At 29.9% G+C, this 16963-nt stretch carries 19 protein-coding genes; 2 read left to right on the top strand and 17 right to left on the bottom strand.

Going from position 1 to position 16963, the window contains the following annotated elements:
- Window positions 1-274: 274 nt before the first annotated feature.
- The 6 genes from glyS to CKBE_RS03620 are packed head-to-tail and all read right to left on the bottom strand — an operon-like array spanning window position 275 to window position 6498.
- On the bottom strand, window positions 275-2407 hold the full coding sequence (gene glyS, locus CKBE_RS03645; RefSeq protein WP_015238238.1) for a glycine--tRNA ligase subunit beta: 2133 nt from the start codon (window positions 2405-2407) through the stop codon (window positions 275-277).
- Window positions 2408-2425: 18 nt separating this feature from the next.
- Entirely contained in the window at window positions 2426-3313 is an 888-nt protein-coding gene (gene glyQ / locus CKBE_RS03640) for a glycine--tRNA ligase subunit alpha (RefSeq protein WP_015238237.1), read from the bottom strand.
- Window positions 3314-3324: 11 nt separating this feature from the next.
- Window positions 3325-3819 carry a 2-amino-4-hydroxy-6-hydroxymethyldihydropteridine diphosphokinase gene (folK, locus tag CKBE_RS03635; RefSeq protein ID WP_015390062.1) on the bottom strand — a complete coding sequence of 165 codons (495 nt, stop codon included), beginning with the start codon at window positions 3817-3819 and terminating at the stop codon, window positions 3325-3327.
- Entirely contained in the window at window positions 3806-5098 is a 1293-nt protein-coding gene (gene pcnB, locus CKBE_RS03630) for a polynucleotide adenylyltransferase PcnB (protein ID WP_015390061.1), read from the bottom strand. Before pcnB ends, folK begins: the two co-directional genes overlap by 14 nt.
- Window positions 5098-5799 (bottom strand): HAD family hydrolase, encoded by a 702-nt coding sequence (locus CKBE_RS03625; RefSeq protein ID WP_015390060.1) that lies wholly within the window; start codon window positions 5797-5799, stop codon window positions 5098-5100. Before CKBE_RS03625 ends, pcnB begins: the two co-directional genes overlap by 1 nt.
- A 6-nt stretch (window positions 5800-5805) precedes the next feature.
- Entirely contained in the window at window positions 5806-6498 is a 693-nt protein-coding gene (locus CKBE_RS03620; RefSeq protein WP_015390059.1) for an HdaA/DnaA family protein, read from the bottom strand.
- A gap of 179 nt (window positions 6499-6677) precedes the next feature.
- Here CKBE_RS03620 and purM point away from each other — a divergent pair, with 179 nt between their 5' ends.
- Window positions 6678-7727 (top strand): phosphoribosylformylglycinamidine cyclo-ligase, encoded by a 1050-nt coding sequence (purM, locus tag CKBE_RS03615; protein WP_015238232.1) that lies wholly within the window; start codon window positions 6678-6680, stop codon window positions 7725-7727.
- A gap of 11 nt (window positions 7728-7738) precedes the next feature.
- On the opposite strand, the gene miaA is transcribed toward purM, so the two are convergent.
- The 8 genes from miaA to pdxH all read right to left on the bottom strand — a co-directional run bounded on the left by miaA (window position 7739) and on the right by pdxH (window position 13289).
- The gene (gene miaA, locus CKBE_RS03610; protein ID WP_015238231.1) at window positions 7739-8677 is read right to left on the bottom strand and encodes a tRNA (adenosine(37)-N6)-dimethylallyltransferase MiaA; all 939 of its coding nucleotides are present in this window, start codon (window positions 8675-8677) and stop codon (window positions 7739-7741) included.
- Window positions 8677-10386, bottom strand: coding sequence for a DNA mismatch repair endonuclease MutL (mutL, locus tag CKBE_RS03605; protein WP_015238230.1), 1710 nt, complete (start codon window positions 10384-10386; stop codon window positions 8677-8679). Before mutL ends, miaA begins: the two co-directional genes overlap by 1 nt.
- Window positions 10387-10435: 49 nt before the next feature.
- Window positions 10436-10579 (bottom strand): N-acetylmuramoyl-L-alanine amidase family protein, encoded by a 144-nt coding sequence (locus tag CKBE_RS04005; protein WP_235043822.1) that lies wholly within the window; start codon window positions 10577-10579, stop codon window positions 10436-10438.
- Window positions 10580-10945: 366 nt separating this feature from the next.
- Window positions 10946-11047 (bottom strand): hypothetical protein, encoded by a 102-nt coding sequence (locus tag CKBE_RS04000; protein ID WP_235043820.1) that lies wholly within the window; start codon window positions 11045-11047, stop codon window positions 10946-10948.
- 229 nt (window positions 11048-11276) lie between these two features.
- Window positions 11277-11333: a hypothetical protein gene (locus CKBE_RS04030; protein WP_407712410.1), complete on the bottom strand. Its 57-nt coding sequence runs from the start codon at window positions 11331-11333 to the stop codon at window positions 11277-11279.
- Between the two features lie 261 nt (window positions 11334-11594).
- The gene (gene tsaE, locus CKBE_RS03595; RefSeq protein ID WP_015238229.1) at window positions 11595-12104 is read right to left on the bottom strand and encodes a tRNA (adenosine(37)-N6)-threonylcarbamoyltransferase complex ATPase subunit type 1 TsaE; all 510 of its coding nucleotides are present in this window, start codon (window positions 12102-12104) and stop codon (window positions 11595-11597) included.
- A 25-nt stretch (window positions 12105-12129) separates the two neighbouring features.
- The gene (locus CKBE_RS03590; protein WP_015238228.1) at window positions 12130-12630 is read right to left on the bottom strand and encodes a flavin reductase family protein; all 501 of its coding nucleotides are present in this window, start codon (window positions 12628-12630) and stop codon (window positions 12130-12132) included.
- A gap of 23 nt (window positions 12631-12653) precedes the next feature.
- The gene (gene pdxH, locus CKBE_RS03585) at window positions 12654-13289 is read right to left on the bottom strand and encodes a pyridoxamine 5'-phosphate oxidase (RefSeq protein ID WP_015238227.1); all 636 of its coding nucleotides are present in this window, start codon (window positions 13287-13289) and stop codon (window positions 12654-12656) included.
- Window positions 13290-13457: 168 nt separating this feature from the next.
- On the opposite strand from pdxH, the gene CKBE_RS03580 reads away from it, so the two are divergent.
- A complete protein-coding gene (locus CKBE_RS03580) occupies window positions 13458-14240 on the top strand; it encodes a tRNA threonylcarbamoyladenosine dehydratase (protein ID WP_015238226.1) in 783 nt (260 codons plus the stop codon).
- Between the two features lie 23 nt (window positions 14241-14263).
- Here the strand turns inward: CKBE_RS03580 and CKBE_RS03995 are convergent, their stop codons facing one another.
- The 3 genes from CKBE_RS03995 to CKBE_RS03985 form a co-directional block, all read right to left on the bottom strand.
- On the bottom strand, window positions 14264-14866 hold the full coding sequence (locus CKBE_RS03995) for an excinuclease ABC subunit A (RefSeq protein WP_225968677.1): 603 nt from the start codon (window positions 14864-14866) through the stop codon (window positions 14264-14266).
- A 153-nt stretch (window positions 14867-15019) separates the two neighbouring features.
- A complete protein-coding gene (locus CKBE_RS03990; protein ID WP_015238224.1) occupies window positions 15020-15667 on the bottom strand; it encodes an excinuclease ABC subunit UvrA in 648 nt (215 codons plus the stop codon).
- The gene (locus CKBE_RS03985) at window positions 15660-16790 is read right to left on the bottom strand and encodes an excinuclease ABC subunit UvrA (protein WP_015238223.1); all 1131 of its coding nucleotides are present in this window, start codon (window positions 16788-16790) and stop codon (window positions 15660-15662) included. The genes CKBE_RS03990 and CKBE_RS03985 overlap by 8 nt, the downstream gene beginning before the upstream one ends.
- Between the last annotated feature and the right edge of the window lie 173 nt (window positions 16791-16963).

The following is a 16963-nucleotide window of genomic DNA, read 5'->3' as shown; positions in this document are numbered from 1 at the left end:
AAATAAGAAATATATATATAAATGAACAAAGAACAATATTAATAGTTATAAATAGCCGATAAATTATAGATCGAATATATGTTGTACTTATTTTAGCCATTTATTATAAGTTCCTTTGTTTGTTTTAATTAAAAAGATAAACAATAATAAATTCTATATTTTATGCTATCGTAAAACATATATTAATTAATATTTTAAGGTTTGTTCTAATTGATACTTGTTCATAATAATTTCCAATATAGAAAATAGAATATTCTCTACGCATTTAATATTCTCAGAGATTTATAAGAGATACATCTCCTACGGAGTTTATAATATTTTTTAATAGGTTTAACAATGACATTCTATTATCTCTGATTTCTTTATCTTCAGTCATTATCATCACATCTTTAAAGAAAGCTTCTATTGGGTTTTCAATACAAGTTAAATTAGTCAAGCATTCTGTAAAATTCTCATCATTTAATAATTTATTGTTTTTGTTTTCAATGTCTTTAATGCATAAAAAAAGTAATTTTTCGCTTTTTTCAATTAGTAGATTTTCATTAACTGACTCTGATTTTATCATATCTTTCTTCAAAATATTAATTACACGCTTGTTCATAGCAAATATTCTTGATGACAAATCTGATCTTGATTTAAATAATGTAATTGCTTCGATTCTAGATAAAATTTGATGCAATGGAGGCTGTATATGCACTACAGATTCTACAATATCTTTTTCAAATTTATTAAATAACTGATAGCGGTATCTTTCATAAATAAAATCTATGGATCTTTTAACAGTGTTTTTTTGTATATTAATAGTATTATCAAACCCAGATAACGTGATTTTTATTAGGTCATGTATGTTTAATCCATTAAACAACTTAGGTTTTTGTTTCATCTTTTCAAAAATGCTAATTATTCCTATAGCAGCTCTACGCAAACCAAATGGATCACTTTCCCCATTTGGATATAATCCAATACCAAAAAAGCCAACTAACATTTCTACTCTTTCTGCTAAAAACAATATAGCAGAAGTCAAACTTCTATGGTCTAGCGTTATATCGAATTTGTTTGCATATTGATTCTTTAGTGCTAATACTACTTCTTCTGGCTCTTCAAAATTTTTTGCATAATATGACCCCATAATTCCTTGTAATTCTGGAAATTCGCCTACCATTAAAGACTCTAGGTCTGTTTTAGATAATAAAGCGGCTCTATCGGCTAGATATTCATCTGATTTGATAATATTTGCTATATGTTTTGAGATAAATCTTAGTCTCTCAACTCTATCAAATTGAGATCCTAGTTTATTATAGTAAATGATATTTTTTAATCTATTAATATTATCTATAGGTGATCTTTTTTTATCGACATTATAAAAAAATTGGGCATCTTCTAACCTTGGTTTTATAACTTTTTGATTGCCACTTATTATATTATTAGGATTTATTGGATTTATATTGCTAACAATTAAAAATTTATTTGTTATAAAGCCTGATTCTATATTAAATAGAGGAAAGTATTTTTGATGTATGCGCATAGTTAATACAAGACATTCTTTTGGCAATTCTAGGAATTTTTTATCAAAAGAGCCAATATAAACTGATGGATATTCAACTAATGCTGTTACTTCTTCTAATAGAGAGTTTAAGTTATATTCATCGCCTAATGACATTTTTAAATCATTAGATAATTTTAGTAATTTTTGTCTAATATATTCCTTGCGTTTATAAAAAGATGGTATGACTCTTCCATTACTTTCCATAATGGATTCATACTGATCTGCATGTTCTATATTAATAAAATTATTGGATAGAAATCTATGTCCAAATGTTTTTGATGTTGAATTTATTTCCAATAAGTTGATTTTAGGTTTATTGCTACCCCAAACTACTAGTATGTTATGAACAGGTCTAACAAATTTAACAGTAATATTTGCATCTGTTTGGTATCTCATTGTTATATTGTTACTTGAAATCTTATCAATTGCTTCTTGTAGCGATTGCTGCAATATTTCATGCAATTCTCTACCATCTTTAATATAGTTAAGTATTAGATAATCTTGTTGCCCATCATGTTCTATTTTTATTTTTTCCTGATAATTATTTGCATCTATTCCTTTTAATGATAGTTTCTTAATTAGGGCAGGAGTCGGTCTTCCATCTTCATATAAACCTATTCTTTTTGGCATTATTTTTTCTATTAAATTTTCTTCAGAAGATGTCCCAGATACTTCTGAGAAATAAGCAGCCAATCTCCTAGGAGTAGAGAAACTTCTTATTTGACACAATGGTTTAATTAGTTTGTGTTTTTCAAGTGAATTTTTTATAGTTTCTGTAAAAGTTTTTTCCAGTTCTTGTAATTTCTTAGGAGGCAATTCTTCAGTAAGTAGTTCTATAATTAATGGAAGCATTGTATTCATTTATTTAAATCTATAATCTTATTTTATTAACATAGGAAACCCTAGTTTTTTTCTAGAGCTATAGTACACAGTAGCAACAGATTTTGATAGATTGCGGATTCTCCCTATATAGGAAGATCTCTCAGCAACACTTATTGCTCCACGAGCATCTAATATATTAAATATATGTGCTGTTTTTAAAAGTTTTTCGTATGCTGGCAATGCTAGTGGTATTGATATCAATTTCTTGGCTTCTAATTCATGTTCATCGAAATGTCTAGTTAGCAGGTTAATATCAGCATATTCAAAATTAAAAGCTGATTGCTCAACTTCATTCTGATGGTATATATCTCTATATAGGATACTTCTACCATCCCTATCTATTGTCCACACGATGTCGTAAACAACGTCAACATTTTGCAGATACATTGCTAGCCTTTCAAGACCGTATGTAATTTCTCCAGTAGTAGGATTACAATCCAGACCTCCTATTTGCTGAAAATATGTAAACTGCGTTATCTCCATGCCATTTAGCCATATTTCCCAGCCTAGCCCCCATGCTCCAAGAGTCGGGTTTTCCCAATTGTCTTCTATTAATCTTATGTCATGCTCAATTGGATTTATCCCTAGTTCTTTTATTGATCCAATATATAGATCTATTATATTAATTGGAGCTGGTTTCAAAACCACTTGAAATTGATAATAGTGCTGCAAACGATTTGGGTTTTCTCCATAACGACCATCCTTTGGTCTTCTGGACGGTTGTACATATGCGGCATTCCATGGCTCAGGTCCTATTGACCTGAGGAATGTTGCAGTATGAGAAGTTCCAGCACCAATTTCCATATCATAAGGCTGTAGTATAGCGCAGCCTTGTTTATCCCAATAGTTTTGTAGTTTAATAATAATTTGTTGAAATGTTAGCATTTTAAAAAATATCACTCATCGATTTCTTTGATATATTGGTCTGTTATGTTATTTAATAACTCTTGTGCCTTACCATAATATGGTATTTCTATGTCTGGATCTATATCAGTTATTGGTTTTAAAACAAATGCTCGTTCTATCATTCTAGGATGTGGTATTGCGAGCACTTTAGAATGTATTAGTTTATTGCCATATAATAAAATATCTAAATCTAATGTCCTTGGAGAGTTTTTATACATTCGTTGTCTGCCATATTTTTTCTCTAAATTTTGTAGTATTTTTAACAAATTCAAAGGACTTTTTTCAGTAAATATCTTTACGACAGCATTAATGAAATTGGGTCCATCTGCTTGTATCGGAGCGCTCATATAAATCTTTGAGTTTATACTATGACTGCCAAAAATCAAAAATAGATCAGATATCGACCTCTTTATGATTGATATGCTATTACCTTGATTCGATCCAAGTCCTATATAAGATTCTACAGTTACGTCAGTCACATTCATGTTTCTGTTTCTTGTTTTTAATTTTATTAATCACTTCTAACATATTTTCTTTTTCTTTATCGTCAGATCCTAGCCATTTTGTCCACCATTGTGCGATTGCTTTGTCAAAATCATTCGATTTCGCTCTGAGTAGGATAAAGTCATATGCAGCTTTAAATTTTGGGTTTTGTAACAAACTTAAAGATATCTTATTTTTTCTATTTTCAAATTTTGGTTGCATAAACCAAATTGTTTTCATGTCTGATATTATTTTTTTATGTAGAGTTAATACCTTTAATTGTTTTTCTATTATAGTCTCAGACGCAGATATTAGGGAAAGATATATATTTTTGTTTTTTTTATAATTTTTCTTATATTCTATTTGAACTGATGGCCATAAAATAGTCGCTAGCAAGAAACTAGAACTAACAGATTTACCATTTAGAACCCTTTGATCTGTGTTATCGAGAGATATTTTTAGGAAGTTTATGGATTCTGTTTTTTGTAATGTTTCTTCTAAAGTTGGTAACAGTAAAGTATGTAGTTTATTTGATTTTATTTCTAATAGACACTTTAACGCATTACCACAAGTTAAGATTTTAATTAATTCATCGAATAGTCGCGCTTGTGGTATGTTAGATAGTAATTGTTTCTGTTTTTCTATATGTTTTAATGTGTCATGACCTATAGATCCACCAATTTTAGAGGCAAATCTTATTGCCCTTAAAATCCTTACAGGATCTTCTTTATATCTAATACTAGCTTCTCCTATTATATTTATCTTTTTTTTCTTTAAGTCATGTATTCCATTGTGATAGTCTATTATTGTCTCTGTTTTAGTGTCATAGTATAAAGAGTTTATTGTAAAATCTCTTCTTGTAGAATCTTCTAATTGCGATCCAAAGTAATTATCGGTTAATATTCTACCAAACTCATCTTGTTTTATATCTATGTGAGATGTTCTGAAAGTAGATATTTCAATTATTTCTTTGTGGAAAATAACATGTACTAATCTAAATCTTCTCCCAATAATTCTAGCCCTTTTAAAGATATGTTTTATTTGTTCTGGTGTTGCATTAGTAGCAACATCAAAATCCTTTGGTCTTAATCCTAATATAAGGTCTCTAATGGCCCCACCTACTATGTATGATTCAAAACCATTTTTTCGCAAAGTATCACATACTTTTATAGCATTTTCAGAAATGTTAATTTTGTTAATATTATGGTTTTCATTATATATGTAAGATGGTTTACCATTCATGAAAAAGATGCGCAATTTTTTAATTATTTTATTAAACATCAAGATTTAAAATCTTTAGAATTATTAAAAATATCTAATATTTCCCATTTTCTATCAATTGCTATAGAACGTAATTTACTGTTAGGATTAGTTGCTATTGGATTAGTCACTAATTCCATTAAAGGTAAGTCATTTACAGAATCACTATAAAAAAATGAACTGCTAAAATCATTAATTTTGTAACCTAGGGTAGATAACCATTTTTTTACACGAATAACTTTTCCCTCTCTAAAACTAGGTGTGCCAAGAATTTTCCCTGTAAAACGTCCCCTGACATATTCTGCCTCTGTTGCAATTAAGTTTTTTATGCCAAAAGCTCTTGCTATAGGCTCAGTAACAAAATTATTGGTAGCTGTGACTATTGCACACAGAGCATTTGATTCTAAATGATTTTGTACTAGTTTTATTGCTACTTCGGTAATATTAGGTCTTACTATATCCCTCATAAATTCTTCATGCCATAACGCTAAGTTATATGTTGAATTTATAGATAGTAATTTAAGCATGAATTCTGCTGATTGATTTGCTGTCAGTATTTCTAGATTATACCGCTCCATTAGATCATTGTTTATTTTAATGGCTTCTTCCGGACTTGTTCCAGCATGCCCAGCCATGGCTAAAAAGTTTGCCCACTGATAATCACTGTCTATGGGTAGTAAAGTATGATCCAAATCAAAAAGAACTAGTTTTTTATAATTCATAAAATATTAGGACTCCAAGCCTTCTATCATTTCCTTTAGTAATGGTATTGTGATAGGTCTTTTAGTAGATAGTGAGTAACGATCTAGGGCAATTAGCGTTGCTGTTAATTTACGCATATCTCGCTCATGATGATTAATCATCCATGTGATAACATTATCTATACCAAATATTCCTAGTTTAGCAGATAATTTCTTTAATGCATTGGTCTTGTCATTATCAGATAGTGGATCTAGTTTAAATACTAGATCCCATCCCAATCTAGTTCTTAAATCTTCTCGAATTTTTAATGATATTGGAGATTGATTTCCGGACAGCATAATAGAAAATGATTTTTTGGTTAATGATAATTCCCGCCATGTATTATATAGTTTAAATACTTTCAATTGTTGTGATGTGTTTAGTAAATGAACATCATCTATGGTTATTAAATTAGGAAAATCTTGTTTATCATCTCTATATAGTTTATTTAATATATTGTCAAATTGATTGTTGTCTATGTAAATAGATTTTTTATTATTAGATAAAGATTGTAATAAATGAGTACGTCCGCAACCATCTGGCCCCCAAAAATATATAGCTCTTCCAGTAGGCAAATACATAGCTGAATATAAAGCTTCGTTATTTGTTCCTACTACATAATTTTCAATAGTGGGCTCTAATACTGGCAATACATTAAGGAGAAGTTGATGACGTCTCATGAAGGTTTTTATTTATTAAATGTGATAGTTTTATTATTAATTATAATGAAAAACTTAAATTTTGTTTGTATTTGTTGACGAATAAATTAATATGATTGAAAAATTTGTAGTTTTAGTGGATTCAACGTAAAATCTAAAAATAGAAACTTTACCTTTATTTAACTCAACCTAAATTATATATGATTACTTCAAACATTAAATCTCTTAATTATTTGGATTCTGGTGTAAATATCGATGCAGGGGAAAGCTTAGTTAATAGAATAAAACCTTTAGCTGCGCGAACCAAGCGTAAGGAAGTGCTTAAAGGTATTGGTGGATTCGGAGCTTTGTTCGAGATCTCCAAAAACTTTAAAGAGCCAGTATTAGTTTCCGGTACAGATGGTGTAGGAACAAAGTTACGCTTGGCATTTGAATGGAATCGTCATAATACTGTTGGTATAGACTTAGTAGCCATGAGCGTTAATGACATATTGGTGCAGGGAGCAGAGCCATTATTTTTTTTAGACTATTTCGCTTGTGGTAAGTTATCAGTTGATATAGCAGCTTCAGTTATAGATGGTGTTGCTAGGGGATGCGAGTTAGCCGGATGTGCTCTTATTGGTGGAGAAACAGCAGAAATGCCTGGCATGTATCCTGTTGGCGAATATGATCTAGCTGGTTTTGCTGTTGGCATTGTTGAAAAAGCAAAAATAATAAATGGAGAGTCTATAAATGAGGGAGATGCTATTCTTGGTTTAGCATCTAGCGGAGCTCACTCTAACGGATACTCTTTAATTAGAAAAGTGTTGGAGCACACTGGATCAAGTCCGGATCAAGATTTCTATGGGCAACCATTGTCAGAGGTTATTATGGCGCCAACCCATATTTATGTTAAACAGGTTTTATCTTTAATATCTGAATATGGTAGTTCTATAAAAGGCTTGGCACATATTACTGGTGGTGGATTATTGGATAATATCCCTCGTGTACTAAATTCAGGATTATCTGCAAAATTATTTCGAGATTCTTGGACCATGCCTAATTTGTTTAATTGGCTACAAAAAAATGGCAACATATCTGACGAAGAAATGTATAGAGTGTTTAATTGTGGTATAGGAATGGTTATCGTGGTTCCAAATAGTGAAGCTGATTCTATCATGAAGACATTAATCTCTTATGGAGAAAAAGTTAGTAGAATAGGGGAGGTTGTGGAAACTAAAAGTGGTTTTCCTCAGACTTACGTGTTATAAAAAGTATTGTGTTATGGACGGTTTAATATAGTATTTATGCCGTCCAATACATTCCCAAGTATTTTGTTAGAAGAACAATCTATGATTGTTCTTTCTTTTTGGGCTCTAAGCCAGGTCATTTGTTTCTTTGCAAGTTTTTTGGTGGCTATTATACTTTTCTCTATCGCAGAATTTAAAGATATTTTTTTCTCAAAGAATTCCCATATTTGTTTATAACCAACACATTTTATTGAGGGTAGTTCTGGACCAAGGTCTCTACGACAATAAAGAGAATAAACCTCTTCAATTAGACCATTTTCAATCATAGAATTGAATCTTTCTATTATTTTTTTATGCAGGTATTCTCTTTCTGGTGGCTCAAGGCTTATTGTGATATATCGGCTTATTTGATTTTTATTTTTCTCTCGAATATTCAGCAAACTGGACATGGGTTTACCAGTGATTGTATATATTTCTATAGCTCTTTGTATTCTTTGCTTGTCGTTAGGCGCAATTTTCGATGCTATTTCCGAGTCTATTTGTGATAAATATTTATGAAGTTCTGACCATCCGATTATATTTGCTTTTGATTCTATATCTTGTCTTATTTCCTTATTAGCGGTAGGCAATAAGTCTAGGTTAAACCTCAATGAATTATAATACATCATTGTTCCACCAACTATCATAGGCATATTGCCCCTATCTATAATTTCTTTTATAAGTAAGTTCGCATCATGGCAGAAGTCAGCAGCAGAATATGTTTGATAAGGTTCCCTTATGTCAATCAGATGTTGAGTAGTAATTGACCTGTTATATAAAGATGGTTTTGCTGTTCCTATATTCATACCACGGTATATTGTGGCAGAATCCATATTAATAATTTCTATAGGCCAATATTTTGCTAATTCTATTGCTATTGAGCTCTTGCCTGTAGCAGTAGGCCCTGTGATACAAATAATTTTTTTTACCATTATTGACCGCGCAAGAACATTTTATCAATATGTTTCAAAGACCAATGTACCCATGTTGGTCTGCCATGATTGCATTGATTAGATCTTTTTGTTTCTTCCATTTGTCGTAATAATGCATTCATTTCATTCATATGTAATTTTCTATTTGCTCTCATAGAACAATGACAAGCTATTGTAGATACTATTCTATTACTATATTCCTCAAAAAATATAGAGTGCCCGATTGAATTTAATTCTTCTATCATGGTAATTACTAAAGGCTCAATATCATGTCCAATTAATAAAGATGGTATGTAGTATATTGCAACTGAATCTGGAGCATATGGTTTTAAATCAAATCCTAGCATGTTAAACCATTCTTCGTATTCTTCTACTAATTGTACAAATTTTTCCTTCGTTCTAAAAGTTACTGGAGTTAAAAATTTCTGTGTTTGAATTTTTTTTGATTTGAAAGAATCTTTTAATTTTTCGTAAATTATACGCTCATGAGCGGCATGTGTATCAACAATTATTAAACCATCATCATTCTGAGCTAAAATATAAGTGCCATGTAATTGTGCTATAGCTTCTCCAAGTGGATGCTCTTTATTATCATCTATTCTAGTTAAGGGTATTTCTGATTCTTTATTATCGTGTATATAGTCTATGGCAATTTGTTCTGGTGTTTGAACAGTTATTTCTTTTATTCCAGAGTTTTTTTTATGTGTCACAATGTTCTTAATACTAAAATCAGAGATGGCATTGTTTATTGCTTTTAGAATAAATTGATATACTATATTACCAGTTAGAAAACGAACTTCATTTTTAGTAGGATGTACATTTATATCAATACTATCTGGATCTATATTTAGGAAGATAACAAAGGAAGGAGTTTGTTTACCATAGCTTATGTCCGAGTAAGCAGATTTTATGGCATGGGTTATCATACGATCATGAATATATCTTTTATTTACATATAAGTATCTATAATCATGTTTTTCATCAATGTTTGCGTTGTTAGATAATATGCCACTTATTTCCATAATTTTGTTAGACATATAAACTTTTATTGATTTTTTTTGAATTCTTCCTTCTAAGATTTCATAAATGCGTTGCTCATGATCTGTTGTTATAAATTGTTTTACGATTCTATTTTTATTAAAAATTTTAAATGATATTTTAGGATGAGCTAAGGCAATGTTCTCTATTGTTGTAATGCAGTGAGCTAGCTCTGTGCTTTCAGAGCGTAGAAATTTGCGACGAGCTGGAATGTTATCAAAAATCTGACTAACATTGACTACTGTGCCTATTTTTCCTTGATATGGATGCACTAAAAAATCTGTATTATTAATTTGCCATGCATGTTTATCTTTTTTGGTGCGTGATATTAGTTCTAGTTTTGTTATAGATGAAATTGATGCTAGAGCTTCTCCTCTAAAACCCATGGAAGTTATATTGCTAAGATCAGAGATATTATATATTTTGTTAGTGGTATGTCTTTGTAGCGCTAGACTTAGCTCATCATGGGGTATTCCAAACCCATCATCTATGACTGTGATGTTTTTAATTCCTCCGCCATCTATATATATCTCTATATTTATTGAATCTGCATCGATAGAGTTTTCTAATAGTTCTTTAATTATAGATGATGGACGTTCAATAATTTCTCCTGCTGCTATTTGATTTATTAAGTAGTCAGGAAGTTGTAATATTGGTCGATTATTACACATAGTTATATGGACTCATTTGCTATCACTGTATAGTTTTATTTTATAATAGCTAAATATTATTATTTAGTTTAAAGTAATAGTTTATGCTTTTTATAACATCTTCTGCAAATTTATGCTGATATTCTTCTGATTTCAAGAGCATTTCCTCTTTAGGATTGCTTATAAATGCAGTTTCTATAAGGACATATGGTATATCAGGTGCTATTAATATTGCAAAATCAGATTGTTCAACAGCGTCTTTATGTAAAGGATTAATTTTTTATTTCATTTAATAGCAATATAGAGTTTTTTATTTGAGCAGTTGTAGATAAATCTAATATAACCTTCACTAGATTTTTGTCATATAAATGTAAATTTACTTCATCAATCAGATCTGATTCATTTTCTTTGTCTGCTATCCTCTTTTCTAATAGACTAGATGCTTTATATGATTATAATATGAATACAGAAGCTCCTTGGGCGTTTTTATCAATCCATGAGTCCAGGTGTATAGATATTAAAGATCAGCTTTTACATCTCTGGCTTTTTGAACCCGTGTCAATAATGGCACGAAATAGTCTTATTCATGCGTTAAATATACATCAATGTTATCCTGGTATTCTATTGGTTTTTTAGCGATATCAATAACAATATTTTTTCCAAAAGACCCATTTACCCCTATTGCTCCAGGATCTTCGCCACCATGTCCAGGGTCTATTACTAAAACTAATTTTTTGGGTATATTTCCTGATAAAAATCTATTTTCATTGTCTTTTCCCTTATTTATATTATTTAATTTATATTTTTTTGTTAAGGATCGTCATTATCGTGTCTTTTGTATTTATATCTATGACTGTCTTATATTTATAGGAATTTATTGGTTCTAGCAATAATATTTTATGATCAACTTCTTATTTTAAGTCAAATACGATCCTTATTACATCAGATTCTTTTTTTGTTACGCGAATATTTTTTATATATGGGTCATTATTTCTATAGTGGTTTGATGGATTATTAAAATCTGAAAATATTAGTAGTATTTTTTATATCTAAGATTAATCGTTATGGATGCTTGAGAAAAAACACTGAAGTCAAGTTTTACCTTGGGTTCTATTGTTGCTCTAGTACTCTCATCAGAAAGCTAAATACGAATATCTAAAAAACAAAAGAAAAATTAACTGTATAGAATATTAGTGTTATTAGTAATAAGTTTTTATTTAAAATATTTTTTATGTGTGAGCCAATACATGCTTGTAAGCGCTTATTATATTTGTCAGCCATTTTTCTTCTTTATTTTTTTGTGTAGACAAAGTGGCATAACGTTCCACATCAGTCCCTATTTCTGAGCATGATAGCAATATTTCTAAATCAGGTTTTGGTAAAAATCCTATAGCTTTTTCTGGCCATTCAATCAACATAATAGTGTTTTTATCTTTTAGTTCGTTAAGCCCTATATTTAATACCTCTGATTGATGATTAAATCTATAAAAATCAAAGTGATAAAAACTAATTTCATTAATATAATATTGTTCCATTATAGAAAAACTAGGGCTTTTAATATTATCAACTATGCCAAAACTTTGCAAAAAATATCTTACTAAAGTAGTTTTTCCAGAACCAAGATCGCCGTATAAATAAATAATTTTTCCATTAGATCTTTCCTCTTTACATATAGATTCTGCAATAGAGGCAGCCAGTATCGAAGTTTCCTTCAGCTCAGATATTTTTATTGTATACATTTTGAAAAAAATTATTAGAAAATAATTAAATATGTGAAAGTTTTTTATAAAAATCACCATTATAGAATATCAATGGTTCCGCATTAGAATAATGGTAATATTGTACTTTTCCTATCATTAATAGATGATCCCCTTCTATGTAGTGTCTATAGTTTTTACAATCTATCCAAGCCTTATATTCTATATCTAACATTATTGTTCCACTTGGTGAAAATTTTGTCTTTATATTTTTGAATCTGTCTGGTGGATTTTTTATTGCAAAAGAATTTGCTATTTCAGTTTGTTCGTTAGATAAAATATGTATTACATAGTTGCTACAATTTAGAAAAATATTCTTATTTGTTGACTTTATAGACAGACTCCAAAGAATTAACGGGGGATCTAGCGATAAAGAATTAAAAGAATTGATAGTTAATCCGTATGGTCTATTCATTAAGCCATGCGTAGTTATAATTGTTACGCCTGTAACAAAGTTACCTAATAATTGTCTAAGTTCCTTCTGTTGAGTTTGTATTTCAGGCTTCATGTATATTAAATATGCATATTATTTTATGGATATAATCTTTCTATCTTCCATTTTTTGTCACTATCTTTAGTATAAGTAATCCTATCATGTAGACGTGACGATCCACCTTGCCAGAATTCAAACAGTTTTGGTTCTAATATATATCCTCCCCAGTTTTTAGGTCGTGTAGGGTTGTTACCAAATTTTTCTGTATATAAATTGATACGTTTGTTTAGATCCTCTTTATCTCGCATTACTTTGCTTTGCAATGAAGCCCAAGCACCTATACGTGATTCTAGAGGTCTACTTTCATAATATAAATCGGAATCACGATCTTTTATTTTTTTTATGACTCCATTTATTCTAATTTGACGCTCTAATGATTGCCAAAAAAATAATAAACATGCGTTAGAATTATATTCTAAGTCATGACCTTTACGAGAATCATAGTTTGTATAGAATACAAATCCTTTGCAGTCAAAGTCTTTTAGCAACATAATTCTTGATGATGGTTCTTCTTTATTATTAACTGTACTTAGAACCATTGCATTAGGATCTGGAATTTTTTCTTCTAAAACATGATTAAACCATAGTTCAAACTGTTCAAAAGGTGATGTTTTTAAATCCTTTTCTATTAGATTACCTTTTGTATAATCTTGTCGTAAATTTGATAGTAACATTCTATTGCCTTATCCTTTCAAGTTATTCTATAGCAAGATAACAATTCATGTGACAATTATAGCGTTTTCTTAGAAAATCTAACAATAAATATAATATTGCTATTGCATTGTATTAGTAACAATCATATTATTCCAAAAACTTGGTTTTTATTTATTTTAAGAATTATTATGAATAATGCAAAAATGGATAGAAGATTTAGTGGCGTCATAAAACTATATGGTTATGAAAATTACCGGAAATTACAAAACTCACATGTGATTATTGTTGGTATTGGTGGCGTTGGATCTTGGGCAGCAGAAGCCCTAGCAAGGTCAGGAATTGGATCTATAACATTGGTTGATCTAGATAATATTGCTGAATCAAATATAAATAGACAAACACATTCCTTAGTTTCTACGATAGGGAAATCAAAGGTTGAGGTGATGTCAGATAGGATTGCAGAAATAAATCCAGAGTGTAATGTTCGTGCTATAGAAGATTTTTTATCATATGAAAATATTGATAGCTTAATACAGACAGATTGTAACTCAATAATTGATTGTATAGATCAGGTTGATATCAAGGTAGAATTGTCATTATACTCGGTAAGAAATAAATTACCTTTAATAGTTTGTGGTAGTGCAGGTGGTAAAACTGATGTTTTAAAATTGTTGCAAGGTGATATTTCAATAGCAACTAATGATCCTATTTTGTCTAAAATGAGAAACATCCTTAGGCGTAAATATGGATTTCCTACTCATGTTATTAAGAGAAATAATAAGAAGTCTATACCTAACATGGGGATTACCGCACTATGGATTAATCAGCAGATAATAATTCCTTCATTAAATTGCGATAGGGGATTTACTCATAATCTATCATGTTCTGGATACGGATCTATTGTTACAGTAACCGCAACAATGGGTTTTGTTGGTGCAAATATTGCTCTGAACAATATATTAAATTATTAAAATAATGTAGTTTTTATTTGCCATCATTTTTTCAATATAAAATTTTGTACAGCTTCTTGTGTTGATGTTAATTTGTCAGATTTATCTAATAGTGATTTAAATTGACCTTGAAATACAATGTTGCCGCCACAAGAACCTCCCCCAGGACCCATATCAACTATCCAGTCAGCCTGATTAATAAAGTCTAAATTATGCTCTACGGCTATGATAGAGTTTCCAGATTTTATTAATTCTTGTAGCATTGCCACAAGGCTTTCTATATCGGAGATGGATAATCCAGTAGTTGGCTCATTCATAACATATAACGTGTGTTGCTGTATATTTTTGCAATCCTTATTAATTATCATATCATTTCGTATGAGTTCTGACACGATTTTAACGCGTTGAGATTCTCCACCCGATAATGTAGAAGATGATTGGCCGATAGAAAGGTACCCAAGTCCTATGTCATGTAAAAATTTTAGAGGTCTATATATTAAAGGAAAATTAGAAAAATGTTCCATAGCTTGGTCTACTTCCATCATTAATGTTTCACCTATATTCTTACTTAGGAATTCTATCATTAATGTTTCTTTATTGAATCTTAATCCATTACAAGATTCACATACAATCGTAACATCAGGCATAAAACTCATTTCTATTGTTTTTGTACCAAGCCCATTACATTCCTTGCATCTTCCTTCCTTTGAGTGAAAGGAAAATCTTGAATGATTCCATCCTTTTATTTTTGCTCCTGTAGTATTTGCAAATTTCTTACGTATTCCATCCCAGAAACCAGTCTAGGTTGCTGGACATGATCTTGGTGTTTTCCCTATTGGACTTTGATCTATTGATATAATTCTATGGATATTGCAAATTCCTTCTATATACTCACAGTTAATATAATTTTTATTATTAATGTTTTCAAGTATTCTATATACATTTTTAAATAATATTTCTTGTATGAGTGTAGATTTTCCAGATCTAGATACGCCAGTTACAACATTTAAGCAGTTTAATGGAAAATTAGCATATGCTCCATTGATGTTATGTAAACTAGCATTTTTTATTTGTATAAATTTTGATTTATTGTGTATTGTTCTTTTTTTATAAATGGTTTTTGTTTTATTTTTTATTAGAGATTTAGCTATTACTGATTCTTTAGAGTCTAATATGTCGTTTAAGCTTCCTTGTGCTACAATTTTCCCACTGTGAAGTCCGGCTCCAGGACCCATATCAATTATGTATGATGCATTTTTTATCATTTCATAGTCATGTTCAACTACTACTATCGTATTGCCATTATTTCTTAAAGAGGAAAGTGATTCTATAAGTTTCTTATTATCTATAGGGTGCAATCCAATTGTTGGCTCATCTAGAATGTAGCATGCTCCTTGGGTATTAGAGCCTAACTGTGCTGCTAAATGTACTCGTTGTGATTCACTCACCTCCCGATAATGTCGGCTCTGGTTGATTAAGCTCTAAATAATCTAAGCCTACTTTTTTCATAAAATTTAATTTGCTGAGAATTTCTAATAAAATATCTTTAGCAATCAAAGATTCTCTAGATGAGATTTGTACATTTTCAAAGAAATCAATAGCTCTATCAACTGACATAGATAGAATATCCGCTATATTGTATCCTTTCCAGTATACCGATAATGCTTCTTCATTAAGTCTTTTACCGTTACATTTATTGCATAAAGATATATCTTCTGAAGATTCTTTATTGTTTTTATTGGTAATGTTTATTCCAGTTCCTTTGCAAATTGGACAGCATCCATTTTTGGAGTTATGAGAAAACAATAGTGGTTCTAATGTAGGTAATATTGTATTGCAATTTAAACATGCTAATTTTGCATTAAAAAATTTTTCATTAGTTTTTTGCTGAATGAGTATATCTGATATTGATTCGATATCAATTACGTGAATATTTGTGTTTTTTATTGATATAACTTTTATAAAACCATCGCTAGTTTTGACTGCAATATTTACTAATTCTCGGAGTTCTTCTTCTTTTTCGTTTTTAACTATGATGTTTCCTATTAGTTTTTCTATAATAATATCATCAGAGAGATTTAGTATTCTTAATTTTTGTTGAGTTATGAGTTTATTATTTAAGAAGAAAGGTGTAGTATCCTTTTTTTCTATATGATTTTTAAGGTTTTTTATACTTATTGGTGAGAATACTATGATGTTTTGATTGTAATTATCTTGTAATATTTTTACTGTAATTTGATCAACTGTATGAGTTCTTATAAAAGTTTTGCATATATGACAATGTTGTTCACCAAGTTTTGCATAGATAAGTCTCAAGAAATTGTGTATTTCTGATATATTTGATACTGTTGACTTGTAATTTCCTAACCCTTTATGTTGTTTTATTGCTATAGTAGGAGGTAGGTTTATTACTTTGCCAATGTTGGTTTTTCTTGAGTTCTGAATGATTGATTTTGCATGAGAGCTCAAGGTAAGAAGATATCTCCTCTGTCCTTCATTAAATAATATATCAAATGCAAGTGTAGATTTTCCAGATCCAGAAACTCCTGTGATAACAGTAAACTGATTCAAAGGTATTTTGATATCGATATTTTGTAGATTGTTCTCTTTGGCATTATATATTTCTATATATTTTTCATTTGTTAAGTTCTTTTTATAGGATGTATTATATTCCCTGTGGGAACAGATTATTTTGCTATTATTTAGAGCTTTTCCTGTATAAGATAAATTATTTTTATCTAGCG

Origin of the sequence: Candidatus Kinetoplastibacterium blastocrithidii (ex Strigomonas culicis), assembly GCF_000319245.1 — a bacterium.
Taxonomy (GTDB): Bacteria; Pseudomonadota; Gammaproteobacteria; order Burkholderiales; family Burkholderiaceae_B; genus Kinetoplastidibacterium; species Kinetoplastidibacterium blastocrithidiae.
This window is presented reverse-complemented; position numbering and strand designations above follow the sequence as displayed.